The sequence below is a fragment of the Rhodococcus sp. T9N genome (assembly GCF_024436645.1).
In the GTDB taxonomy this organism is placed as follows: domain Bacteria; phylum Actinomycetota; class Actinomycetes; order Mycobacteriales; family Mycobacteriaceae; genus Rhodococcus_F; species Rhodococcus_F qingshengii.
Map to the genome: position 1 here is coordinate 254,225 of NZ_JAMSKS010000004.1, position 23,044 is coordinate 277,268.

Here is a 23,044-nt window from a genome sequence, read left to right on the forward strand (position 1 = left end):
AGTTTCCGTCCCGGGAGGACCATCATGGCAAACGGCACGAGCGACGGACCACTCCAGGAGGACGAACGTGCCGAACTAGCCCGGTTGCGCGAAGAGGTAGCAACACTTCGCGAGCAGACTCCCAGCGCCCGCGAAACGACCGTCGAGAAAGTCTCCCGACCACCTCGACATGGGCTGCGGTGGACCGCGGTGACAATCCTGCTGGTGCTGGTCGCACTGCTCGCAGTCTTGTCGGTAACCACCCGCTTCGTACGTAGTCAGATCCTCGACACGGACCGCTACGTCAGCACGGTAGCGCCACTGGGTGAGAATCCAGCCGTGCAAGCGGAGATCACGAATCAAGTCACGGACGAGATCTTCGATCGCGTCGACGTCGAAGGGCTCACCACCGAGGCACTCACGGCATTGACGGATGTGTCGAATCTCGAAGCCAACGCGCCTCGCGTGGACCAGGCGTTGGTGGGTTTGGCACCGGTGATCGCCGGCCAGGCGAAGAGTTTCGTCCACGACACAGTGGCCTCGCTCGTTCGGACGCAGCAGTTCGAAGACCTTTGGATTCAGGCGAACCGAGCGGCGCACAACTCCCTCGTCGCCGTCATGACCGGAAACTACGGACCCGACTCGGTCGAGGTCGACCAGAGCGGAACGGTCAGCATTTCACTGAGCACGATCATCGACCGGGTGAAAACGGCGCTGACCGACCGCGGCTTCGCTTTCGCAGACAAAATCCCGTCCGTGGACAAGGAGTTTGTTCTCTTCCAGTCCCCCGAGCTGGTGAAGGCGCAGCGAGCCGTCTCGGCACTCGACAAGGTCTCGGCGGTGCTGCCGTGGTTGGGAATTGCTTGCGCAGCAGCCGCTGTCGCCGTTGCGCCAACCGGTCGCAGGCTTCGTACGCTGTCCCTGGTCGGACTGTCGATTGCGTTGGGAATGCTTGTTCTTGCGATCGGAATTCTGATCGGGCGCGCAATCTACCTCGACAGTGTCCCTACCGATATCCTCTCGCCAGACGCCGCCACCGCTGTCATCGACACAGTTCTGGTTCCGCTTCGGACGAGCCTTCGCGCGGTTGCGGTCCTCGGTGTGGTGGTGGGGCTCGGCGCCTACCTGATCGGTGGGTCGTCGTCGGCGATCGCCGTTCGTCGAGGCTACGGGCAGGCGTTGGACTTCGTCCGGCATTCTGCAAGCGGCCGAACGCCGAATCAGGTGGAGCGGTGGGCCAATCAGCTTCGTGTCCCACTGCGCTGTGCCATCATCGGCATCGCCGCCCTGTTGCTGCTCTTCTGGCGCTACCCCACCGGATTGGTCGTTGGTTGGATCGTCGTCATTGCGCTCGTTGCTCTCGTCGCACTGGAAGTATTGGTTCGTCCCGCACGCGCCGCCGCGCAGGACGCCGGGCCTGACGACGGCGGAACCGACGACGCCAGGCCCGGGGCAGAAGATACGAAAACTACGCCAGCGCCTTTGCCTTGATGGCCTGGAATTCCTCTTCGTTGATCGCGCCTGAGTCGAGAAGCTCTCTGGCGTCGGCGATCTGCTGAGTCGGCGATTTCCCGGCGACCTTTCGAATGTAATCACTCTGCGCGTGTATGTGCTCTTGAGCGGCTTCCATCGACCGCCTCGTCATTCCGTCATTCTTGACGACCACGTAGATCATCGCGGACAGGAATGGAATGACGAAGAGGAATATCATCCACAACGCCTTGGCCCAGCCCGAAGTCTCGTGATCACGGAACAAGTCGGTGATGATCGAGAACAACACGCTCAAGTACGCCACAAAGGCAAAGCAGACGAAGATGAACCAGAAGAATTCCCAGAAGCCTTCCATGTCAACGCTCCCTGTACTCGGTTTTACACATCAGGAGTTCGGGAGGCTGACGTTCCGCGCCTGAGCTCCTGCATTCGGCCAGAACTCCCTGGTCCAAGGTCATTTCAGTATGCGCCGACGATCCCCGTTCCGGCTACAGCTCGAGAGAGTTCAGACTCGCCGACCGCTCATCCATTATCGGAATCACGATTCTCCGATCCGAGATCTCTTGTCTGGCCGCTTTTTCGACCAGAAGAGGCACGAAGTCGCGGATCCGACATCCCGCAAAACGCTGGTGAATTGTTCGCACTCTGTTTTCGATCTCCGGTGGAGGAACGGCGGGATAGCGGGAAATGAGGCGAGTGATCACCCGCTCGACGTGGAGCAACTCTTCGTCGCCAGTCATCCATTAATGGTCGTCCGTCCAGCCGAGCACGTCAAGACTCGGAAAGGGTTCGAAAACAACACGATTCGGGTCTCGATTGCGAAGAGAATAGGTTCACCGAATATGGGGCATACACATAAGGGCGGACGGTTCCCCGCGCGCTCGCGTTGCGCTCATGATGCCAGGGAGTGGAAGTGGGAAAGAACGCTCGGATTCTTCACGACGACACCCCGTCGACCCTTACCGACGACGCGCCGCCCGTGGCAGAAAAGCCGATGAAGAACAAGGTGTACCGCCGCAAACTCAAGCCGTTGCACGGCGAACTCGTGGCTTTGCAGGAGTGGGTCAAATCGTCTGGAGCCAAGGTCTGCATCGTATTCGAAGGTCGAGATACCGCGGGGAAGGGCGGTGTCATCAAAGCCATCACCGAGCGAGTGAGTCCGCGAGTGTTCCGGGTCGTTGCGTTACCCGCCCCGACCGAGCGAGAGCATTCGCAGATGTATGTCCAGCGCTACGTCCCGCATCTTCCGGCTGGCGGTGAGATCGTCATCTTCGACCGAAGTTGGTACAACCGTGCCGGTGTAGAACGAGTAATGGGCTTTTGCACCGAAGAACAAGCACATCAATTTCTCCAGCTCATTCCGACCGTCGAACGCGCGATCGTCGAATCGGGAGTCATTCTGCTCAAGTACTGGCTCGAGGTCAGCGAAGAACAGCAGCTCTTACGTCTGCAGAGCCGGATCGACGACCCTCGAAAGATCTGGAAGCTGTCGAATCTCGATCTGAAGTCGTTCAGTCATTGGTACGACTACTCGCGTGCCCGCGACGAGATGTTTCGCTTCACCGACACCGGCTGGGCGCCATGGTATGTCGCAAACAACAATGACAAGAAACGCGGACGACTCAACATCATCAGCCACATTCTGAGTCAGATCCCCTACGAGCCCGTGCAATCCACGGACATCACCCTGCCGAAACGGCAGAAGGCTCACGGCTACCAGACGCCCAAACAACCGCTGCACTGGATTCCGACCCGGTATTGACGATCGCCAAGGAAAGGATGTGCGGTCATGAGCCCCACGCCGTGGCATGCGCAGAGTGGCGAATCAGTCGTGTCCGTACTGCAGTCGGACCCGGAGCGCGGACTGCAGTCGGATGAGGCCGACCAACGGCGACGACGCTACGGGTCGAACGAAATCACCTCGACGCCACCGCCGTCGACGTGGTCGATCGCGCTGTTGCAGCTGAAAGATCCGATGAACTTGATGCTCGTCGCCGTGGCCGCGGTCAGCATCGCCATCGGTGAAGTGCCGACAGCAATCGTGGTGGCGGTGCTCGTCGTGCTCAACATCGTCCTCGGAACTCGACAGGAGTTGAAGGCACGGGCCAGCGTCGACGCCCTCGCCAAGATGCAGACGCCCCAAGCACGGGTCATTCGTGACGGGAACCTGATTCAACTCGACGCTACCGAACTGGTGCCGGGTGACATCGTCCAAGTCGAGGCAGGAGACATCATCGCTGCCGACGGACGGTTGCTCGCCACCACCACCCTGGAGACGCAGGAAGCCGCATTGACCGGGGAAAGCGCGCCGATACCGAAGGACCCGAATACGCTGAACAACGAGGATATTCCGCTCGGAGACCGCAGCAATCTGGTCTTCCAGAACACCTCGGTCACCCGCGGCACGGCGACCATGGTGGTCACCGAGACCGGGATGCAGACGCAGATAGGCCGGATCGCGTCGATGTTGTCGGCGGTCGCCCCTGGCAAGTCGCCACTTCAACGTGAATTGGACTCTCTCACCAAACTTCTCGGAATCATCGCGTGGACGGCAGTGATCGTCATCGTCGTCATCGGGCTCCTTCGTGGGCAGGACCTGACTACGCTTCTGCTCCTTGGTATCGCAATGGGAGTGTCCGCGATTCCGACCGGCCTGCCAACATTCGTCCAGGCGATGCTGGCCTACGGTGCCCGTCAACTGGCCGACGCCAAGGCCGTCGTGAAGAACCTGACCGACGTCGAAACACTCGGCGCGACCAGTGCAATCAACTCGGACAAGACCGGCACGCTGACCATGAACCAGATGACCGTCCGATCGCTGTACGTCCACGGCCGTTGGTACACGGTCGAGGGCGAAGGCTATGCCAAAGCGGGAAGGATAACGCAGGTTGCCGGCGAGGCGCCGCCCGACTTCACCCTTCTCGCATACGGACTGTGTCTCGACAGCGATGCAACGGTTTCCGATTCCGGGGAAGTTGTCGGCGACCCGACCGAGGCCGCGCTCGTGGTGCTCGCGGCAAAGATCGGTGCCGACGCCCCACTCACCAGACGGACCTACCCGCGGGTGGCGACGGTTCCGTTCGATTCCGCGTACAAGTTCATGGCCACGTACCACCATCTCGAAGTCGACGGCGTAAGTCAGTTCGTCGGATTGGTCAAGGGCGGACCCGATGTCGTCCTCGCTCGGTGTTCTTCGGCCTTTCTCCCCGGCCGTCGGCAGGTCCCGATCGAGGAAGTCCGAGACGAACTCACGGCAGCAAATCAGTCCATGTCCGAAAAGGGTCTTCGGGTGCTGGCATTCGCGGTCAGACGCCTCGACGGACGGGAAGACGCTGTCGTGGCCGACCCCATGTCCTTTGTCGAGGACCTGACGTTTGTCGGTATGGCAGGCATCATCGACCCGCTGCGTCCGGAGGCGGTCGATTCGGTGCGCACCGCACACCGGGCCGGCATCGAGGTCCGCATGATCACCGGCGACCATGCCATCACCGCCGCAGCGATCGGTGCCGAACTCGGACTCGGCCCGGGCTCGGTGGGCGGAGGCGAGTTGCAAGCGATGACCGATGAAGAACTGTCGACCGCGTTGCCGAACCTGCACGTGTTCGGCCGCGTCACTCCGCAGGACAAACTTCGCTTGGTCGATGTCATGCAGAGCGGTGGCGCCGTCGTCGCGATGACCGGAGACGCGGTCAACGACGCCGCCGCGTTGAAGAAGGCAGACATCGGCGTCGCCATGGGCTCGGGCAGTGAGGTGACCAAACAGGCGGGCAAGATGGTGCTCACCGACGACAACTTCGGCACCCTCATCACCGCGATCACTTTGGGCCGCAACATCTACGGAAAAATCGTCTCGTACATCCGCTACCAGATGTCGAAACTCTTCTCCTTGGTTCTCCTCTTCCTCGCTGCGAGCATCTTCAACATCAACGAGGGTGTGGCACTGACGCCACTGATGGTGCTGTTCCAGCACTTCTTCATCACACTGTTCCCCGTCGCCGTGATCATGCTCGACCCGCCGCCACCGGATCTGATGAACAAGCCTCCGCGCGATCCCAAGATGCCGATCGCACATCGAAGCGCAGTCGCTCAGTGGCTCGCGTACGGTGTCCTGCAATTTGCCGTGACACTCGCGGCGATGCTTCTCGCACCCGGTGAAATGAGTACTTCCGATGCGAATGTTCCCATGACCACAGCATTCGTAGTGCTCTCTCTCGGTTCGATTCTCGCGGGGCTTACCATGCGGCGTGATCCCGAGTCCGGCGTGGTTCCACCGGTTCTCGGTGCCATCAAGATCTTGACGATCCCCACGGTCGTGACCGTATTCGCCGTCGAGGCGGGCGTCCTCCAGGACCTCCTCATGACAACCTCACTGACCGGCGCCCAGTGGCTCGCCTGCCTGGGTTGGTCGCTGATCATCCCGGTTGTCGTCGAGTTGGACAAGGCAATTCGACGCCGCCGCCTCGCACAGGCACCTGCGCCCCTCCCTGCGACCACCGCGGTTGCCCCCGAGCGCGCCCGTTCGCTCCACTGAGGGAGGACAATCAAACGATGATGTGGGCGGAGAGTCTAGGTCGGCTACCGGGCGTCGCGACTGCCCGTGGGTATCGCCGCGAGTGGTTGCGAACAGACGTCACTGCCGGACTCGTCTTGACTGCCCTGCTCATCCCGGCAGGCATGGGCTACGCCGAGGCCGCCGGGTTGCCTGCGTACGCCGGGCTGTACGCCACCATCGTGCCTTTGCTCGCCTACGCGGTAGTCGGGCCCTCGAAAATCCTTGTACTCGGACCTGATTCGTCACTGGCGCCGCTGATTGCCGCCGCGGTCATACCGCTGGCAGTGGTCGGCGATTCGGAGAATGCGCTTGCACTAGCCGGTGTTCTCGCCATTCTTGTCGGACTCATCCTCGTGATCGGCGGATTCCTTCGTCTCGGCTTCGTGACCGAACTCCTCTCGAAACCGATCCGCCTCGGCTACCTCAATGCCATTGCACTCGTCGTCGTAGTTGGTCAGATTCCCAAGCTGCTCGGATTCTCCGTCGACGCGTCCGGTCTACTCGGTGAAATCGGCGGGATCTCAAAGGCCCTGGTGGGTGGCGACGTCGACCCCCTCGCTGCCGCCATCGGTGTCGGTTCGCTAGTCGTCATAGTCGCCTTCCGGCTCTGGGTACCTGTTGTTCCCGGCGTTCTGGTGGCCGTTGTCGCGGCCATAGTCTTGTCCGCTGCCGCCGGTCTCACCGATGACATCGGCATGGTCGGCGCACTACCGGAAGGACTCCCCCTCCCTTCCGTCGGTGGAGTCACCTGGCAGGACGTCGGCCATCTGATCGGGCCCGCCGCCGGTATCGCATTGATTGCCTTCGCCGACACCGGCGTTCTCTCGCGCACCTTCGCCGCCCGCCACGGCGAGGACGTGAACGGCAGTACCGAAATGAAGGCGATCGGTGTCGCGAACGTGGCCGGCGGGCTGTTCGGCGGGTTTCCGATCTCGGCGAGCGGGTCACGAACTCCGGTAGCCGAACAGAGTGGGGCGCACACACAATTGGCCGGCGTCGTCGGGGCGCTCGCGGTCCTGGTGTTCGTCCTCGTCGCTCCCGGACTCACGGCATATCTGCCCGATGCAACACTGGCCGCCGTCGTCATCGTCGCCGCGTGTGCACTGATCGACGTGGGCGGCATGGTCCGCATGTGGCGCATGAGCACCGTGGAATTCGGCCTCGCCGTCGCGGCGTTTCTGGGCGTCGCCCTGGTCGGTGTGCTACAAGGCATCCTTGTAGCGATCGGACTGTCCTTCGCAGCGGTCATCGCGCAGGTATGGCAGCCACATCGAACCGAACTCGTCGAGACGGGCGAACCCGCCGGATTCCACGACATCGAACGCCATCCAGATGGGCATCGCATCCCCGGCCTGGTGTTGGTGAGGTTTGACGCGCCACTGTTTTTCGCGAACGGCGAGATCTTCGACGAGTACGTTCGCTCCGTCGTCGCCAAGGCGCCAGATCCGGTCGACTGGGTGGTTATAGCCGCCGAACCGATCACCGGACTCGATACAACGGCAGTCGACGAACTCGTCGATCTGGATACATTCCTCGAAGGCAAAGGAATTCGGTTGGCATTCGCAGAGATGAAAGGTCCGATCAAGGATCGACTCATCCGATTCGGAGTCGGGGATCGATTCGATTCGACGCACTTCTACCCGACCGTCGAAGCCGCCGTGAACGCATTCCGCACCCGAACCGACGACTGACAAACGCCAGGCAGTCGGGAGCCGTGGCTGCATTGGGTACCGTTTGGTATGGGATTCACGACGGACAATGTTCCGGCACGCCGTATCGCTCAGGTCGCCGGCGTGGGCGGTATCGCCGTCGGCGTTGTCTCGCTGATCGCGTTGTACTCCACCAAGCCGATCAACCCGTTGATCGCCGTGGCCTCCTTCGTCCCGATACTGCTTGCGGTCACACTCGCAGCGTCCCTGATATGCCTGGTCTTTCGCCGCTGGATCCTGCTGGCGATCTCGGTGGTACTGATTGCGGTGGGCGCGTCGGTGATCAGTCCACTGTATGTGGCAAACAGTTCCGAAATCGACGGGCCGACTCTGCGCGTAATGCAAGCAAACCTTCTCTTCGGGCAGGCAGATCCCGCCAGTTTGACTGCGACGGTGCGCGAGAAGGCAGTCGACGTCCTGACGGTTCAGGAACTGACCACATCACTCGAAGGCTCTCTCAGAGATCAAGGACTCGAGCAACTGCTGCCGCATCACTACTTGGTACCGGACGAGGCCGGCGGGGGTGGCGCCGGTATTTACAGCCGTTATCCGCTGACGGACACTCGGGAATTGAACGGATTCGGACCGACCAATCTTGTTGCCGAAGTGGGCTTCTCGACTCCGTTCACCCTTCTGGCGGTTCACCCCGGACCGGCGTACGTGACCCCGCCCGACGTGTGGACTGCCGAGCTGAGCACTTTGCGAAACGCGCTCGACGCTGCTGCCGCCGAGGAAACCGTCATCGTCAGTGGCGACTTCAACACCACATTCACGCACAAGCAATTCCGTGACCTCCTCGATGTCGGCTACTCCGATGCCGCAGACCAATTGGGAGTAGGCATCGTGCGCACCTATCCGGCGGACAAGAAATTTCCCGCGATCGTCGGCATCGACCATGTACTTCTGCGGGGCGGACAGGCGAAGTCACTCGAGCGGATCGACATCGAAGGTTCCGATCACTTCGGCTTGATCGTCGACGTGGCGATCCCCAACTAGTCGGAGAGCACCCGACCCGCGCGAACGCGTTGCGGATCACCCGTGCTTCGGCATGCTTCGACCCGACACATCGATCGTCCGATGCAGGTGATGCGGCGTACGCAGGACGATCGACCGGTCCACCACGGATACGCCCGGAAACTGGTCGGCGAGATAACCTTCCAGACGCTGCACGTCGTCGATCGAGCGCAGCCACACCGCCAATGCGATGTCGTAGCTGCCGATCGTAGAAGCAACAAGCCTCGCCTCACGCAGGTGCGAAAGGCGCTGAGCAATTGCCTCCTTTCGCCCGTCGAGACGTAAGAAGTACCAGGCGTAGACCGGCCAGCCGGAGTAGGGCCGAGCAATCTCCGTGCGGACGACCAGTCGCCCCGTCGACAGCTCGTGAGAAAGGAGCGCCCCAGCGCGAGCCGGCGTGACTCCGAGGGCCGCAGCGAGTGCCGAGACGGTGACACGTGGTTCGCGAGAAAGAATGTCGAACAGCTGCGACTGTTCCTCTTCGCCGGCGCGTACACCACGAATCTTTCCCGCCGGGGCCGACTCGAGCGCGGCGATTTCTTCCGCATCGAGAGCACGTAGACGCCAGTTCCTCGCGTCGGAGTTCGCCGAGGACACGATCTGAGTTCGCATCGCGGTGATCATCGGCAGGGATTGTGTTCGCTCCAACACGTACCTGGACAATTGATCGAGGTCAGTGCAGGTGAGCGTGACGAGCAGATCCCGATTGCCGGTTGTGAGATCGACTGTGAGAACTTCGGGATCGTGCGCGACCTGTTCGGCAACGCTCATGGTCTGTGCCGGTGCGCATTCGATCTCGAGAAGTGCGGTCGCCGACACGATGGGTCCACCACGGTACGCAGCGATCCACGCTATTCCTTGCGAGTGCAGACGCTCCCAACGCCTGGTCAGGGTGACCGGGTCGGAACCGATCGCGCGTGAAAGCTCGGACCACGACGCTCGCGGCCTGATCTGCAGTGCGTTCAACAGCCGAAGATCGTCGTCCTTGAGCACCTGATCCTGCACCGAGGACCTCACTTTCAAAAGAATGCTGCACCGAAACAGGATCGAAACGCGTCGATCCTAACTTCATCACATCAATAGTCCACCAAATCCTGAGCCTCGAGAACGCTTACATCTTGCGTTCGTTCGCCCCCTCGAGAAAGACACCGACATGACCGAAGCATTCCCTGTCTCGCATGACGATTCTCCGGTCAGCGATCAAACCACGACGCAAAAAGTCGTTTTCGCCATGCGGTCGCCACGCCTGTGGATCGTGGTGACTCTGCTCCTCGGGCTTGCGGCAGGCGCGCAACTGATCGGCCCCGCAGTGATTCCCGTCGGCGCTGCCGCCATCACGATCCTGCCCATGGTGTGGGGACTGATTGCCGGCGGTGTCGTCTCGAGCCAGAAGTGGAAACCACTCGGCCTCGACCTTCAGGCTGCAGCCTCGGCAATCATGGGCCTGGCTGTTCTCTTGCTTTGTGCAAGGTTGTCTTTCACCATCGGCCCGAACATCCAATTGTTGTTCGAGGCGGGCCCCGCACTGCTACTGCAGGAATTGGGGCACTTGTTCGGCACTATCGCTCTCGCACTCCCGCTGGCGGTACTCCTTCGGATGGGGCCGGCCACCGTCGGAGCAACCTTCTCCATCGACCGCGAGGGTTCCTTCGCGATGGTCAGCGAACGCTACGGCCCCGATTCCGACCAGTACCGTGGAGTCCTGTCGATGTACGTCTTCGGCACTCTGTTCGGTGCCGTGCTGATCAGCCTGATTGCGTCACTGGCTACATCCTTCAACATCTTCGACCCCCTCGCGTTGGCGATGGGTGCCGGCGTCGGATCCGGCTCGATGATGGCTGCCGCTGCCGCCAGCGTCGTTTCGGCGCACCCCGAGATGGCCGACCAGGTACTCGCCGTGGCGGCCACATCCAACATCATCACCGGCCTCCTCGGCGTGTATGTCGGCATGTATGTCGCACTCCCCCTTGCTGATCGAATCTACGGCGCACTCACCAAGCGCTCGAAGACGACCAGCGAACGGAAAGCCGACATTGCCCCACGAGCGGTTGCGCCGAGCGTCACCGTGCCGCTGACCACGATCGTTCCGATTCTGTTCGTCGGTGGGGTCATCGTCTCCTCGATCGCAGCGGGTGGCGTATCTCGATCGATCATCGTCGGTTACTTGATCCTCACCGGATTGTTGCTCCTGGGCGTCGGCGTGGCCCGCCTGACCCGCGGCAAGATCGCGGCGATGATCGCAATCATCACCATCGGCGCCTTGGCGACAACACCGTGGTCCCCCATCGGTGACTTCGTCTCGAGCACCGTCGGGACTGTCGACTTTCTCTCGATCTGCACCCTCACCTTGACTGTCGCAGGTCTCAGCCTCGGCAAGGACCTTCCCTTGCTCAAGACGATCGGCTGGAAGATCGTGCCCGTCGGAATCGTCGCGATCCTCGCCTCTTACCTACTTTCCGTGGTCGTCGCGGAGTTCGCGCTGGGCCTCTGGCACTAGAACTGCACCCGAAGACGCTGAGAACCGAAGACACCGCGATCCGAAGACACAGAGAACCAAAGATGTTGAAAGGAAACAATACCCATGTCCATCGCTGACACCCGCACCCGCACAGACTCGGTTTCGAGCACGATCGAGAAGTGGGCATCACGCCTCATCGACGTCAGCCACACCATCCATGCTCACCCAGAGTTGGCATTCGAAGAGCATCATGCGTCGGCCCTCTTGGCGGACGCCGCGCAGGAAGCCGGCTTCACGGTTACTCGCGCCGCCTACGGCCTCGAGACGGCATTCGAAGCGGTGCGGGGCTCCGGCCCTTTCCGCGTCGTCGTCTGCGCCGAGTACGACGCCCTTCCCGACATCGGTCATGCGTGTGGACACAATGTCATCGCCGCTGCCGGACTGGGAGCAGCTGTCGCGCTCGGAGAGGTCGCGGAGGAACACGGCCTGACCGTCGTCCTTCTCGGTACGCCGGCCGAAGAACATGGCGGCGGGAAAGTCTTGCTGCTCGAACGTGGCGCATGGGAGGGCGCGGCGATGTCGATCATGGTCCACGGCGCTGCAGGTGAAGACGTCAGTTGCACCGTCACCGGAACGCAGGCAGTCGACCGGTTCGACGTGACCTACACCGGACGAGCCGCACACGCGGCCGCTGCGCCACACAAGGGCATCAACGCAGGCGACGCCGCCACGATCGCCTTGGTCGCCATCGGACTCCTCCGTCAACAACTTCCCTCCGACGTCAGGCTGAACGCCTACGTCGAGCACGGCGGCGAAGCAACAAACATCATTCCGGCCTCGACGTTGGTGCGAGCGGAAGTTCGGGCCGCAGAACTCGACGTGCTGTTGGACGCCAAGCGTCGTATGCTCTCCTGCTTCGAGGGCGCAGCTGTGGCCAGCGACTGCTCCTGGTCGACCGAACGCGCCGAACCGCGCTACGAGGAGCTTGTTCAACATCGCGTGCTGGCGACGATCTGGGACGAGGAGATCGCGAGCCTGGGCCGCACCGCGGCCGCCCGAACTCCCCTGACCGGCGGCTCGACAGACATGGGCAACGTGTCGAAGGTGGTTCCCTCGATCCACCCGATGATCGCGTTACGCGGCGTTACCGGAGTTCCTCACACGATCGAGTTTGCCGCTGATGCCCGCTCCGCAGCGGGCGACGAAGCTGTTCTGCACGGAGCAATTGCAATGGCACGCACTGTGATCCGAGCCGCCACCGGGGACTCGCGCTCCAACCTCCTGACGATTGCGGCCCAGCGCGAGTCAGGAGCGACTACCGTCACGAGCGCCGAATGAGCACCACCGGCGTCTATGTTTCCGCGCTCGAATTCTTCTCCATCGGCATCGGGCCCTCCAGTTCACACACGGTCGGTCCGATGCGAGCCGCCCGCACTTTTGTCGGCGAGCTCTCCGACGCCGGCTTGACCGCGTCGGTCGACCGAATTCGCTGCAATCTGCACGGCTCTCTCGCCGCCACCGGAATAGGGCACTGCACTCCCGACGCGGTGATCGCGGGACTTCGTGGGTTGGATCCTGAAACGTGCGAGCCGAACGACGTTCACGGGCGTTGGGCCGAGCTCTCGGACGGCGGATCGGTGAAGCTCGTCGGCGGCTCACTCGGGCACGTTGTGTTCACTCACGAGGACATGGTGTTCGAGCCGCTCGTTCGCCGTCACGGGCACCCCAACTCGATGACACTGACCGCCTTCATCGGTCGCGAAATCGTCTGTACGAGTACATATCTGTCGATCGGTGGCGGATTCGTACTGCGCGCCGGAACGGAGACGCAAGCAAGCGCGCATTCGATCAACTCACGCTATCGAACCGCGAAAGAGCTACTGGCGGAATGCGGCTCCGTAACTATCGCCGAGTTGGCACTCTCGGACGAAATCGCGATGCACGGCCAGGATCGGGCATTCACCGGCATCGACGCGATTTGGTCCGCGATGCGCACATGCATCGAACGCGGCACCCAGACCGAAGGTGTATTGCCCGGGCGTCTCGGAGTTCGCCGAAGAGCACGGTCTGCGAACATTCAACTGGAACAACGTAACTGCGCCCCCTCCTCACGCGAGTGGCTGACCGTCTACGCCATGGCGGTCAACGAAGAAAATGCAGCAGGTGGCCGCGTGGTAACGGCTCCGACGAACGGCGCTGCGGGCATCGTGCCGGCGGTGCTCTATCACCACATACGCGCTACGGGCGCCGGCGTTCACGACGTTCGAACCTTTCTCCTCACCGCTGCCGCAATCGGATCGATCATCAAGGCGAATGCCTCGATCTCGGGTGCGGAGGCGGGGTGCCAGGGTGAAGTCGGAGCTGCCTGCGCGATGGCGGCAGCCGGCTTGTGCGCTGTCATGGGCGGATCACCACGACAAATCGAGAATGCAGCTGAGATTGCCATGGAACACCATCTGGGGCTGACCTGCGATCCGGTTGGTGGCCTGGTCCAAATCCCCTGCATCGAACGAAATGCCGTAGCCGCCTCGACTGCAGTCACCGCAGCTCAGCTCGCATACCTCGGTGACGGGACGCATGTGGTGAGCCTCGATACCGTCATCGAAACCATGCGCCAAACCGGAAACGACATGTCCGTGCGTTACAAGGAAACCAGTGAAGGCGGGCTCGCCGTCAATGTCGTCGAGTGCTGAGGAGGATGTCGACGGCAGCGGCGAGGGCGGGCGGACGCCGTCGCCGGAAATATCATCCTCTCGAACGATGAAGTCCGGTGTACCGATTTCTACACTCGGTGACATGACTTTGTGGACGGTGACCAGATGATCGCTCATCACGCTGGAGGAATCCCACTGCACAATTCTTCACGGCACAACACTGCGGGGCCGTCGCGCTCGACGCAGTCCTCAGGTCGCAAGATTGCCGCGTTGATCGCGTTGGTCGCCGGTTTCTCCGCTGCCTTCGTTCTCGCCCCGGGCATGCTGACGAGTAGGCCGGGTGATGGGTACGCAGACCAGGGAGAACTCGTCGAGACGGTCCGCGCCGCGTTCGTCGAATACTGGAGTTCCGGTGTCCAAGCCTTCTCGCCGAGCTTGGAGTCCGCTGTCGACTACTGGCTGCGGTACCACGTGGCCAAGGCCGTGATCGCGGTAATCCTGCTGACGGTTCTGCTCGCACTCGGCCGGATGCTCAAGGCGTCGTTCGTGAACGCCGGCCCTCTGACGGCTGGAAAGAAACTCGCATTCGTCTCGGCGGGAGGGCTGGTCACGCTCCTCGCGATGTTTTCCTCGGTACTCGTGATGGCAAATGTCCAAGGTGTCGTTGCACCCTTCTCTTCGCTGATCTCGATGTTGCCCGTGGCCCAGACGGATGGGGCACTCTCCGAAACTGTCGGGCAGGTCCGACAACAGCTCGCTCAGTCGACGGGCACCGGAAATCAGCAAAGTCCCGCCCTCGAACTGATGATCAGCGACTTCGCGCGGTATCACTTGGCCATGGCGGTGATCGCGCTGATCGCGGCAGCAATATCACTGGCCGTGACTGTGGTCGTGTGGGCACGCTTCGCGAGAACGGCACGATCCGAGCGACGGACGAGATTCATGTCGGGGTCGATAGGTCTTCTCACTGCACTGTTCACGCTGGGATTGATCGTTGTCGGCGTAGCAAATATGGGCACCGCGGCAGACCCCGCGCTGGCCCTGGCGGCGTTCTTCGACGGCGGGCTCTGACCCAAGTCAAGGGTTCAGGCCAGGGTTCCGTAGTCCCCCGGTACCGGTTGAGGAGGTACCTGGGGACTGCGTCTGCCGTACCCGGGGTCGATGTGTGAGTGCCCTCGGACGGGCAGAGTTCGACTCATGAAAACCGGAGCAAGACGCATCCAGCTTGTCTGCCTGTGCAGCGCCATGGTTGGAGCTGTAATCAGCTGCAGCACGGACAAATCCACAGACACATCCGACAAGATCATGGACTCGACCATCACCGACCAGCTCGATTCGATCGTCGACGCAGCGGTGAATTCGACCGGGATTCCCGGTGCGATGGTGGGCATTTGGGGGCCCGACGGCAACTACGTCAAGGTTGCAGGAGTCTCGGATACGGCAACCAAAGCGCCGATGGAAACCGACTTCTACCACCGGATCGGCAGCGTCACCAAAACATTTACCGTGACCGCCCTGCTGCAATTGGTCGACGAGGGAAAGATCGGTCTCGATGATCCGATCTCCAAGTACGTCGACGGCGTCATGGAAGGTGATGCGATCAGCTTGCGTCACCTGGCAGGAATGCGCAGCGGCCTCGTGGACTACACGACGTCCGAACAGTTTGTGATGGAATATCTTTCGGATCCCCGCCGAACTTTCACACCGGAGGAACTCGTCGGGTACGTCAAGGACCTCCCACTCCAACTTCGACCAGGGACCACCGTCGACTATTCGAACACCAACACTGTTCTGCTGGGCATGGTGATCGAAAAGGTCTCCGGCTCAAAACTGTCGGAAGTCATCGACACCAAGATCACGACACCACTCGGAATGGAGCACACCAGCTTTCCCACCACCAACGCGTTCCCGACACCACACGCTCAGGGGTACACCAACCAAACGCTCGACGAATCCGTGACCGCGGCGACGGACTGGAATCCGTCGTGGGGCGGCGCCGCGGGTGCAATGATCTCGTCGTTGGACGACATGCGCATCTGGGTTCCGGCGCTGGCCAAAGGCGATCTCCTGACCGACGCCACTCAGAAGCAGCGCCTGCAAACCGTGAGCTTGAGCGAAGGGGACGACAGCTCCGGCTACGGACTCGGTTTGTTCAACAGCGGCGGCTGGATCGGTCACAACGGAAGCCTGCCCGGCTACAAGACAGTCTCGGTCTACTTGCCCGAGAAGGACACAACCCTGGTCGTCTTCATCAACACCGACATCGACGGAGAGACCGACCTGACCAGTGCTTTGATGGTGCCGATCACCAAGTTGATCAGCCCGGGCAACGTCTACGGCTGATCACCTCGGGTCCGATCCACAATTCGGACGAAAGTGACATCTCGGGTTTCGATCTGTCGATAGGCTCGACCGTCGACAGATCGAAACCCGAAAGAGGCACTCATGGGATCGTTGAACGACTGGCTTCTCGACAGCGACAGCCCGCTCGTGGGGATTGTGGGTGGCATCCTACTGACGATCGCAATGCTCTCCGGCGGTACAGGCATGTAACCCACCGCTCCCGATATGGCTCCGCACAGCGGTGGACGTTCAGTGCGTGATCCAACGAACATGTTCGTTACGAACATGTTCGTGTACGGTGAAATCATGCCCACTCAGCCAACAAGTCCGTCGAGCCGTCGCAATCGTCCGGCCAAACCCGCTCTGACACGCGAGAGCATCGTCAGTACCGCGGTGGAAATCTTGCGGTCGGAGGGCTTGCAGAAATTGACGATGCGTCGACTCGCCCTCGAACTCGACACCGGGCCGGCATCGATGTACGTGTACGTGCGCAATACCGCCGAATTGCACGCCGCCGTTCTGGACACACTTCTCGGAGTGGTCGACCTCGCCGAAAATTCCTCCGGCACTTGGCAAGCTCGCCTTGAACGGGTGTTGACCTCGTACACGGCCGTGCTGTTCGATCATCCCGGCCTCGCCCAGTCGGCTCTCGTTTCCCGGCCCAGCGGAGTTCACTACGTGCGCCTGCTCGAGCGCCTGCTGGCATTGCTCGACGAAGGCGAAGTCCCTCCAGGTCAGGCCGCGTGGGGCGTGGACTTGCTACTGCAGTACGCGACGTCCACTGCCGCCGAACACTCTGCGCCGAACAATTCCGCCGACGCGGATGCCCAATGGAGCGCGCTGACCGACGCAATCCAGAACGCAAACCCGCAGACGCACCCACTCGTCGCAAGACATGCAACAGCTCTACTTGCCGGTGAACCCACCGCGCGCCTCTCCTGGGGATTCCGCACGCTCATCACGGGCATCGAGAACACCCCACTCACTTCTTAGGAACCCACCATGAACCACTACCCCATCGCAATCATCGGCGCCGGCCTCGGTGGCCTCACCCTCGCCCGAGTCCTCCATCTCCGCGGAATCGATTCGGCGGTATTCGATCTCGAATCCGGACCGACAGCCAGAACTCAAGGCGGGATGCTCGACATCCACGAAGACTCGGGTCAGATCGCGCTTCGTGCCGCCGGCCTCTATGAGGAGTTCCGCGCCCTCGTTCATCAAGGCGGGGAAGAGACACGCGTCCTCGATCGAAATGCCGTCGTGCACCTGAGCGAGCAGGACACCGGAGACGGCGACCGCCCGGAAATCGACCGCGGCCAGCTCCGTGACCTACTGCTCAGCTCAATTCCGAAGGAAACAATCCACTGGGGAGCCAAGGTCCGCAGTGCTCATCCGTTGCCGGATGGTCGACACGAAGTTCACCTCGCGGATGGCACCCACTTCACCACCGATCTCCTGGTCGGCGCCGACGGTGCGTGGTCGAAAATCCGTCCACTGGTTTCAAACGACACTCCTGCGTACACCGGAATATCTTTCGTGGAGTTCGACCTTCACGACGCCGACAACCAGCACGTGGATGCCGCTGAAACCGTCGGCGGCGGAATGATGTTCGCACTCAGTGCCGACAAGGGCTTCCTTGCCCACCGTGAGACCGACAACAGTCTGCACATCTATGCCGCCCTGCGAGTTCCCGAGAGCTGGGCAGCGAGTGTCGACTTCTCCGACGATCACATCGCGAAGAAGGTTCTGCTGGAACACTTCTCGGACTGGGACGAGTCACTGCGTTCACTGATCGTCGAAGCGGACAGCTCGCTGACCCCTCGCCCCATCCATGCTCTTCCCATCGGGCACCGTTGGAGCCGTACTCCCGGGGTCACTCTGCTCGGGGACGCAGCGCATGTCATGTCGCCGTTTGCCGGAGAGGGCGCGAACCTGGCAATGCTCGACGGCGCCGAGCTCGGCGAGGCGATCGCGTCACATAGCGGCACGGAGGAAGGACTTGCCGCCTACGAAGAACGACTCTTCCCGCGCAGCGCCGCATCGGCACAACAGTCGGCTGACGGTCTGGACATGTGCTTCGGCGAGAACGCACCCCAGGGGCTCCTGGACATGTTCAACTCACAACCGTGACCTGACGAATTCGGATCAGGTCGTCATGCCTCGAGGGCAAGCGACGAAGACAAACCACGGTGGGCTTCGACTTCATCGAGCAGTTGGTGGGCTTTCTGCTCGACCACGGACAGTGCATCGGCGCCGGCGACCCAACGACGCGGGGGTAGCGGCGAATCGACAAGGGCTACAAGTGCCGCTGCAAGTTTCACCGGATCCCCACCCTGGGCACCGTTCATGCTCTTCCACGCTTCGACGGTCTTGCCAGTCCGAGCGTCGTAGTCGTCTATCGACAATTCCGGCCAGATCGACGACGCACCCTCGACAAGCAGTTCGGTCCGGAAGAATCCCGGCTCCACGATCGTCGTCCCGATTCCGTACGGTTCGACGTCGAATCGCAATGATTCCATCCAGCCCTCCAGCGCAAATTTCGACGCGGCGTAGGCTGCGCAAAACTCCTGACCAACCAGGCCCGCAAGCGAACTGACAGTCACGACATGTCCACCCCGTTGCCTACGCATCACCGGCAACACCGCCCGTGTCACATTGATCGGCCCGAAAAAGTTGGTCTCCATCTGAGCGCGAAGTTGCGCCGGACTGACAACCTCGAAGAACCCGGCGTAGAAGTTTCCGGCGTTGTTCACCAGCACATCGATTCCACCGAATCGTGCAACTGCCGTGTCCACCGCAGCATGTGCGGCTTGTTCGTCGGTGATGTCCAAGGCAATCACCAACAGGTCGTCATGCTCACCGATCGCTGCAGAAACACGGTCCGCATCACGCCCCGTTGCCACCACCGCGTGCCCGCCGGCAAGAGCCGCCTGAGCAATGTCGACTCCCATGCCCCGGCCTGCGCCGGTTACGAACCAGACTTTCTTGTCACCCATGTTCACTGTCCTCCCGTTTGATGGAGTCCAGTACAGAACAGATTCCACGGGCCTGGGAGTGCCTATCGTTCCCGGTAACAGCAGACCCCCTCGACGCCCCTCCTACTCGCGAAGAGTCGTCAAGAAGGCAATACGGTCGCCGCGGTAGAGCGAGCGAACCCGCTCGATCGGCACACCATCCGGGTCGACAGACGTCCGGTGCAATAGAAGCATCGGCATCGAGGTGGTGGACTCGACGAGCGTTGCCTCCCGCGGTGAAGCGAGCACCGTCTCGATCCGTTCGGTTGCGGAGGCAAAGACCACGCCGATGGAACGGATAGCCGCGTACAGCGACGTCGTCGCATCGAAAGCGTCGAGCATCTCACCGAACCTGCTGTCCGGCAGGAACGTTGATTCGAGTCCGATCTTCTCTCCGTCGGCGAAGAGAACACGCTCGAGGTGAACGACGCTGTCACCTGGTTCGATACCCAATTCCGTGGCGAGACCGTCGTCGGCCGACATTCGTTCGAAGGTCACAACCTTACGACTGGGTACTCGCCCAGCGCTCAGAGCACCTTCGGTATAGGAACGAATCGATAGCGGCTGAACCAACTTCGGACTCGCGACGACAGTGCCCCGCCCCCGCCGCTCGATTCGCCCTTCGACAAGAAGATCACGAAGCGCTTGACGGACCGTCTCGCGAGCGACTGTGAACCGCGCCGCCAATTCCCGCTCGGACGGGACTGCGTCGCCCTCCTCGAGCCCACTGAGAATGGTCTCGATCTCGGTGCGCACCCGGTAGTACTTCAACTCCGGTTCGATCACGACGCTCGAGGTCCCCGGCCCGGTGGACGTCTGCTGATTCATGGCGCAAGCGTACAAGAATTCGGTCTATACCAATTGTTAACCTGGAGTTCGTCTCAATTCCCCCTATTGGTCTAGACCAAACGTCACTATCTCTACATGCGAATTTTGATTGTGGGCGGAGGAATCCTCGGAACGGCGCACGCCGACGAGGCAATCCGTCGGGGACACGACGTCATCCATCTCGAACGTGAGCCCGAAGCCCGCGGTGCCACGGTACGGAACTTCGGCCTCGTCTGGGTATCCGGGCGAGCCCCGCACGAACTCGAAGCTGCGCTGCGCTCGCGCGAACTGTGGGCAGACCTTGCCGCCCGTGTCCCCGGCGTCGGATACCGCCCAGCCGGCTCCATCACCCTCATGCGCACCGAGGAGGAGGTCGCGGTCGCGCAGGAAGCGTTCTCTCGGCCGGACGCCGACAACCGAGGGTTCGCGCTTCTGGATCCCGACGCCGTTCGCGTCGTCAACCCCGCGCTCCGGGGCAAGTTTCTCGGCGGACTGCACTGCACGCTGGACGCCGCTGTCGAGTCACGGCAAGCGCTCCCCGCCATCCGTTCTTACCTCGAATCCACCGGCCGTTACACCTTCCACGCCGGAACGGAAGCCCGCGAGATCACGACGACCACCTCCGGCGCACACATCCGCGACGACCACGGTCGCAGCTTCGACGCCGATCTCGTGATCGTCTGCCCCGGAGCAACACTCGGCGGATTGGCTCGCGATCTCGCCGGCGATCTCCCGTTGCGCCGTGTGCGCCTGCAGATGATGCAGACAGCCCCACTCGGCGAAAAGCTCACCACCGCAATCGCTGACGGTGACAGCTTCCGCTACTACCCGGGTTTCGCCGGATCTGCCCTCGGTCACCTCCGTACAGTACAGCCGCAGGAACCGACTGCCGAGGAGCACCGCATGCAACTCCTGTGCGTGCAGCGCTTGCACGGCGGTCTGACCATCGGCGACACCCACGAATACGAGGAGCCCTTCGACTTCGACGTCGACGAGGCGCCCTATCGCCATCTGTCCGGAGTCGTGGAAACACTTCTGGGACGCGATCTTCCGCCAATCGTCAAGCGTTGGGCGGGCGTCTACAGCCAGTGCATCGACCCCTCACAACTTGTTCACCGCGCACAAGCCGCCGACAACGTCTGGGTGGTTGCCGGCCCCGGTGGCCGCGGTATGACGCTCGGCCCGGCACTGGCGGAACAAACCGCCGACCAGCTCGGTCTCTGAATCTCTCCGACAAGAAAGACTTCTCATGTCTCCGATCACCCTCGCCGTTCTCGACATGGCCGGCACCACCGTCGCCGACGACGGACTGGTTCTTCGCGCCTTCGCTGCCGCCGCTGAAGCCGGCGGACTGCCCGCCGAAGGCCCGGAAGCCGACGCCGCTCGCCAGTACGTCCTCGACACGATGGGCCAGTCGAAGATCGTCGTGTTCCGGGCGATTTTCGGTGACGAAGACCGCGCCCAGGCCGCGAACGCCGCCTTCGAAACCACGTACGACTCCCTCATCGACCAGGGCCTGGCCGAGCCGATCCCCCGCGCCGAGAAAGCCATCACCACTTTGCGCGAGGCCGGCATCAAAGTTGCCTTGACCACCGGGTTCAGCCGATCGACGCAGGACAAACTCCTCGTCGCGCTCGGCTGGGAAACCCTCGCCGATCTCACCCTCTCCCCCGCCGAAGCCGGTCGCGGTCGACCGTACCCGGACCTGATTCTGACTGCCCTGCTCAAACTTTCGATCGACGACGTCCACCAGATCGCCGTACTCGGCGACACGTCCAACGACGTGCTCAGCGGCATTCGTTCCGGCGCATCCATCGTCGCCGGAACTCTGACCGGCGCACACGACGAGCAACAGCTTCGCGACGCCGGAGCCACCCACATCGTCCCGTCCGTGACGGAGTTCGCCGAACTCCTCACCCACTCCTGATCTCACCTCCGAAAAAGGAATCGTCATGCGTCTACGCCCGAGCATCGCTGCGGCCGCTCTCGCCGTGTCCGTCCTTTCGTTCACCACTGCCTGCGGTGGCACCGGCACTGCTGCCGGATCAGACACCGAGACCGTCACCGTATACAGCGCCGACGGCCTGTCCGGTTGGTACAAGGGAAGATTCGACGCCTTCACCGCGCAGACCGGTATCGCCGTCAACCTCGTGGAAGCCGGATCCGGCGAGGTCGTCTCCCGCGTCGAAAAGGAGCAGTCCAACCCACAGGCAGACGTGATCATCACGCTGCCCCCGTTCATCCAGAAGGCCGACGCCCAAGGTCTGCTCGAGCCCAGCGGAATCGACACCTCCGCCGTTCCTACCGACGAGAAGGACGACGCCGGCAAGTACGTACCCGTCGTCGAGAATTACCTCTCGTTCATCGCCAATCCGACTGCATCACCCGCCCCACAATCTTGGGACGATCTGCTCACTGACCAGTTCAAGGGCAAGTTGCAGTACTCCACGCCCGGCCAGGCCGGCGACGGCACCGCGGTGCTCTTGCTGCTCCAGCACCTGATGGGTAAGGAAGGAGCACTCGACTACCTCGGAAAGCTCCAGGCCAACAACGTCGGACCCTCGTCTTCCACCGGAAAGCTCCAGCCCAAGGTCAGTAACGGAGAGCTGCTGGTCGCCAACGGTGACGTCCAGATGAACCTCGCCTCCATCGCCGACGACGGATCGAAGTTCGACATCTTCTTCCCCGCTGGAGCCGACGGCACTCGCACCACCATTGCACTGCCCTACGTAATGGGCCTCGCCAAGAGCGCACCGAGCAGCGAACAAGCCAAGAAGTTGATGGAGTTCCTGCTCTCCGAAGAATCCCAGAAGACCGTCGCCACCGATGCACTCGGCGTATCGGTCCGCGAGGACGTCCGAAGCGCTGCCGGTGAATCCACCGACAAGAACACGCCTTCCGGAGTTCTGCAGGGCGTCAACGTGTGGACCCCGAACTGGAACGACGTCCTCAGCTCGCTCGACGCCGACATCGCCGCTTACCAGAAAGCCACCGGGAGCTGA

At 61.9% G+C, this 23,044-nt stretch carries 20 protein-coding genes; 15 read left to right on the forward strand and 5 right to left on the reverse strand.

Going from position 1 to position 23,044, the window contains the following annotated elements; genetic code table 11:
* Positions 1-24: 24 nt before the first annotated feature.
* On the forward strand, positions 25-1,470 hold the full coding sequence (locus M1L53_RS09895) for a hypothetical protein (RefSeq protein WP_007734950.1): 1,446 nt from the start codon (positions 25-27) through the stop codon (positions 1,468-1,470).
* On the opposite strand, the gene M1L53_RS09900 is transcribed toward M1L53_RS09895, so the two are convergent.
* Together M1L53_RS09900 and M1L53_RS09905 are read right to left on the reverse strand one after the other, a co-directional pair.
* A complete protein-coding gene (locus M1L53_RS09900) occupies positions 1,448-1,825 on the reverse strand; it encodes an SHOCT domain-containing protein (protein ID WP_007734948.1) in 378 nt (125 codons plus the stop codon). The two genes, M1L53_RS09895 and M1L53_RS09900, sit on opposite strands and share 23 nt — an antisense overlap.
* Positions 1,826-1,958: 133 nt before the next feature.
* Positions 1,959-2,210: a three-helix bundle dimerization domain-containing protein gene (locus M1L53_RS09905; RefSeq protein WP_007734945.1), complete on the reverse strand. Its 252-nt coding sequence runs from the start codon at positions 2,208-2,210 to the stop codon at positions 1,959-1,961.
* Positions 2,211-2,401: 191 nt separating this feature from the next.
* Between M1L53_RS09905 and ppk2 the strand changes: the two genes are divergently transcribed.
* Genes ppk2 through M1L53_RS09925 form a run of 4 tightly spaced genes read left to right on the forward strand, consistent with a single transcriptional unit; the run spans position 2,402 to position 8,727 of the window.
* Positions 2,402-3,232, forward strand: coding sequence for a polyphosphate kinase 2 (gene ppk2 / locus M1L53_RS09910; RefSeq protein ID WP_085989950.1), 831 nt, complete (start codon positions 2,402-2,404; stop codon positions 3,230-3,232).
* 27 nt (positions 3,233-3,259) lie between these two features.
* Positions 3,260-6,001 (forward strand): cation-translocating P-type ATPase, encoded by a 2,742-nt coding sequence (locus M1L53_RS09915; RefSeq protein ID WP_054187745.1) that lies wholly within the window; start codon positions 3,260-3,262, stop codon positions 5,999-6,001.
* Positions 6,002-6,018: 17 nt separating this feature from the next.
* On the forward strand, positions 6,019-7,713 hold the full coding sequence (locus M1L53_RS09920) for a SulP family inorganic anion transporter (protein ID WP_050656482.1): 1,695 nt from the start codon (positions 6,019-6,021) through the stop codon (positions 7,711-7,713).
* A 48-nt stretch (positions 7,714-7,761) separates the two neighbouring features.
* Positions 7,762-8,727, forward strand: coding sequence for an endonuclease/exonuclease/phosphatase family protein (locus tag M1L53_RS09925; RefSeq protein ID WP_054187746.1), 966 nt, complete (start codon positions 7,762-7,764; stop codon positions 8,725-8,727).
* A 36-nt stretch (positions 8,728-8,763) separates the two neighbouring features.
* On the opposite strand, the gene M1L53_RS09930 is transcribed toward M1L53_RS09925, so the two are convergent.
* Positions 8,764-9,762 carry an Lrp/AsnC family transcriptional regulator gene (locus M1L53_RS09930; RefSeq protein WP_232319036.1) on the reverse strand — a complete coding sequence of 333 codons (999 nt, stop codon included), beginning with the start codon at positions 9,760-9,762 and terminating at the stop codon, positions 8,764-8,766.
* A 136-nt stretch (positions 9,763-9,898) separates the two neighbouring features.
* On the opposite strand from M1L53_RS09930, the gene M1L53_RS09935 reads away from it, so the two are divergent.
* The 7 genes from M1L53_RS09935 (at position 9,899) to M1L53_RS09965 (ending at position 18,330) form a co-directional block, all read left to right on the forward strand.
* Positions 9,899-11,242 (forward strand): DUF3100 domain-containing protein, encoded by a 1,344-nt coding sequence (locus tag M1L53_RS09935; protein WP_054187748.1) that lies wholly within the window; start codon positions 9,899-9,901, stop codon positions 11,240-11,242.
* A gap of 84 nt (positions 11,243-11,326) precedes the next feature.
* Entirely contained in the window at positions 11,327-12,541 is a 1,215-nt protein-coding gene (locus M1L53_RS09940) for an amidohydrolase (RefSeq protein ID WP_054187749.1), read from the forward strand.
* Positions 12,538-13,896 (forward strand): L-serine ammonia-lyase, encoded by a 1,359-nt coding sequence (locus M1L53_RS09945; protein ID WP_007734915.1) that lies wholly within the window; start codon positions 12,538-12,540, stop codon positions 13,894-13,896. Before M1L53_RS09940 ends, M1L53_RS09945 begins: the two co-directional genes overlap by 4 nt.
* Before the next feature lie 126 nt (positions 13,897-14,022).
* Positions 14,023-14,928, forward strand: coding sequence for a hypothetical protein (locus M1L53_RS09950; protein WP_232319037.1), 906 nt, complete (start codon positions 14,023-14,025; stop codon positions 14,926-14,928).
* Positions 14,929-15,054: 126 nt separating this feature from the next.
* Entirely contained in the window at positions 15,055-16,200 is a 1,146-nt protein-coding gene (locus tag M1L53_RS09955; protein ID WP_054187750.1) for a serine hydrolase, read from the forward strand.
* A 306-nt stretch (positions 16,201-16,506) separates the two neighbouring features.
* The gene (locus tag M1L53_RS09960) at positions 16,507-17,193 is read left to right on the forward strand and encodes a TetR/AcrR family transcriptional regulator C-terminal domain-containing protein (protein WP_039973466.1); all 687 of its coding nucleotides are present in this window, start codon (positions 16,507-16,509) and stop codon (positions 17,191-17,193) included.
* 9 nt (positions 17,194-17,202) lie between these two features.
* Positions 17,203-18,330, forward strand: a complete 1,128-nt coding sequence (locus tag M1L53_RS09965; RefSeq protein WP_007734905.1) for an NAD(P)/FAD-dependent oxidoreductase — start codon at positions 17,203-17,205, stop codon at positions 18,328-18,330.
* A 23-nt stretch (positions 18,331-18,353) separates the two neighbouring features.
* On the opposite strand, the gene M1L53_RS09970 is transcribed toward M1L53_RS09965, so the two are convergent.
* A complete protein-coding gene (locus M1L53_RS09970; RefSeq protein WP_007734902.1) occupies positions 18,354-19,196 on the reverse strand; it encodes an SDR family oxidoreductase in 843 nt (280 codons plus the stop codon).
* A gap of 102 nt (positions 19,197-19,298) precedes the next feature.
* On the reverse strand, positions 19,299-20,042 hold the full coding sequence (locus M1L53_RS09975) for a GntR family transcriptional regulator (RefSeq protein ID WP_007734901.1): 744 nt from the start codon (positions 20,040-20,042) through the stop codon (positions 19,299-19,301).
* Positions 20,043-20,138: 96 nt separating this feature from the next.
* On the opposite strand from M1L53_RS09975, the gene M1L53_RS09980 reads away from it, so the two are divergent.
* Genes M1L53_RS09980 through M1L53_RS09990 form a run of 3 tightly spaced genes read left to right on the forward strand, consistent with a single transcriptional unit; the run spans position 20,139 to position 23,044 of the window.
* Positions 20,139-21,266, forward strand: coding sequence for a TIGR03364 family FAD-dependent oxidoreductase (locus M1L53_RS09980; protein ID WP_054187751.1), 1,128 nt, complete (start codon positions 20,139-20,141; stop codon positions 21,264-21,266).
* Between the two features lie 25 nt (positions 21,267-21,291).
* Entirely contained in the window at positions 21,292-21,969 is a 678-nt protein-coding gene (locus M1L53_RS09985; RefSeq protein WP_050656492.1) for a phosphonatase-like hydrolase, read from the forward strand.
* Between the two features lie 25 nt (positions 21,970-21,994).
* Entirely contained in the window at positions 21,995-23,044 is a 1,050-nt protein-coding gene (locus M1L53_RS09990; protein ID WP_054187752.1) for a 2-aminoethylphosphonate ABC transporter substrate-binding protein, read from the forward strand.

Coding starts and splice junctions, on each gene's coding strand:
- M1L53_RS09945 (WP_007734915.1), top strand. CDS start 12,538: ATGAGCACCACCGGCGTCTATGTTTCCGCGCTCGAATTCTTCTCCATC.
- M1L53_RS09900 (WP_007734948.1), bottom strand. CDS start 1,825: ATGGAAGGCTTCTGGGAATTCTTCTGGTTCATCTTCGTCTGCTTTGCC.
- M1L53_RS09950 (WP_232319037.1), top strand. CDS start 14,023: ATGATCGCTCATCACGCTGGAGGAATCCCACTGCACAATTCTTCACGG.
- M1L53_RS09915 (WP_054187745.1), top strand. CDS start 3,260: ATGAGCCCCACGCCGTGGCATGCGCAGAGTGGCGAATCAGTCGTGTCC.
- M1L53_RS09940 (WP_054187749.1), top strand. CDS start 11,327: ATGTCCATCGCTGACACCCGCACCCGCACAGACTCGGTTTCGAGCACG.
- M1L53_RS09905 (WP_007734945.1), bottom strand. CDS start 2,210: ATGACTGGCGACGAAGAGTTGCTCCACGTCGAGCGGGTGATCACTCGC.
- M1L53_RS09955 (WP_054187750.1), top strand. CDS start 15,055: ATGAAAACCGGAGCAAGACGCATCCAGCTTGTCTGCCTGTGCAGCGCC.
- M1L53_RS09990 (WP_054187752.1), top strand. CDS start 21,995: ATGCGTCTACGCCCGAGCATCGCTGCGGCCGCTCTCGCCGTGTCCGTC.
- M1L53_RS09960 (WP_039973466.1), top strand. CDS start 16,507: ATGCCCACTCAGCCAACAAGTCCGTCGAGCCGTCGCAATCGTCCGGCC.
- M1L53_RS09920 (WP_050656482.1), top strand. CDS start 6,019: ATGATGTGGGCGGAGAGTCTAGGTCGGCTACCGGGCGTCGCGACTGCC.
- M1L53_RS09970 (WP_007734902.1), bottom strand. CDS start 19,196: ATGGGTGACAAGAAAGTCTGGTTCGTAACCGGCGCAGGCCGGGGCATG.
- M1L53_RS09965 (WP_007734905.1), top strand. CDS start 17,203: ATGAACCACTACCCCATCGCAATCATCGGCGCCGGCCTCGGTGGCCTC.
- M1L53_RS09935 (WP_054187748.1), top strand. CDS start 9,899: ATGACCGAAGCATTCCCTGTCTCGCATGACGATTCTCCGGTCAGCGAT.
- M1L53_RS09980 (WP_054187751.1), top strand. CDS start 20,139: ATGCGAATTTTGATTGTGGGCGGAGGAATCCTCGGAACGGCGCACGCC.
- M1L53_RS09925 (WP_054187746.1), top strand. CDS start 7,762: ATGGGATTCACGACGGACAATGTTCCGGCACGCCGTATCGCTCAGGTC.
- M1L53_RS09985 (WP_050656492.1), top strand. CDS start 21,292: ATGTCTCCGATCACCCTCGCCGTTCTCGACATGGCCGGCACCACCGTC.
- M1L53_RS09895 (WP_007734950.1), top strand. CDS start 25: ATGGCAAACGGCACGAGCGACGGACCACTCCAGGAGGACGAACGTGCC.
- M1L53_RS09975 (WP_007734901.1), bottom strand. CDS start 20,042: ATGAATCAGCAGACGTCCACCGGGCCGGGGACCTCGAGCGTCGTGATC.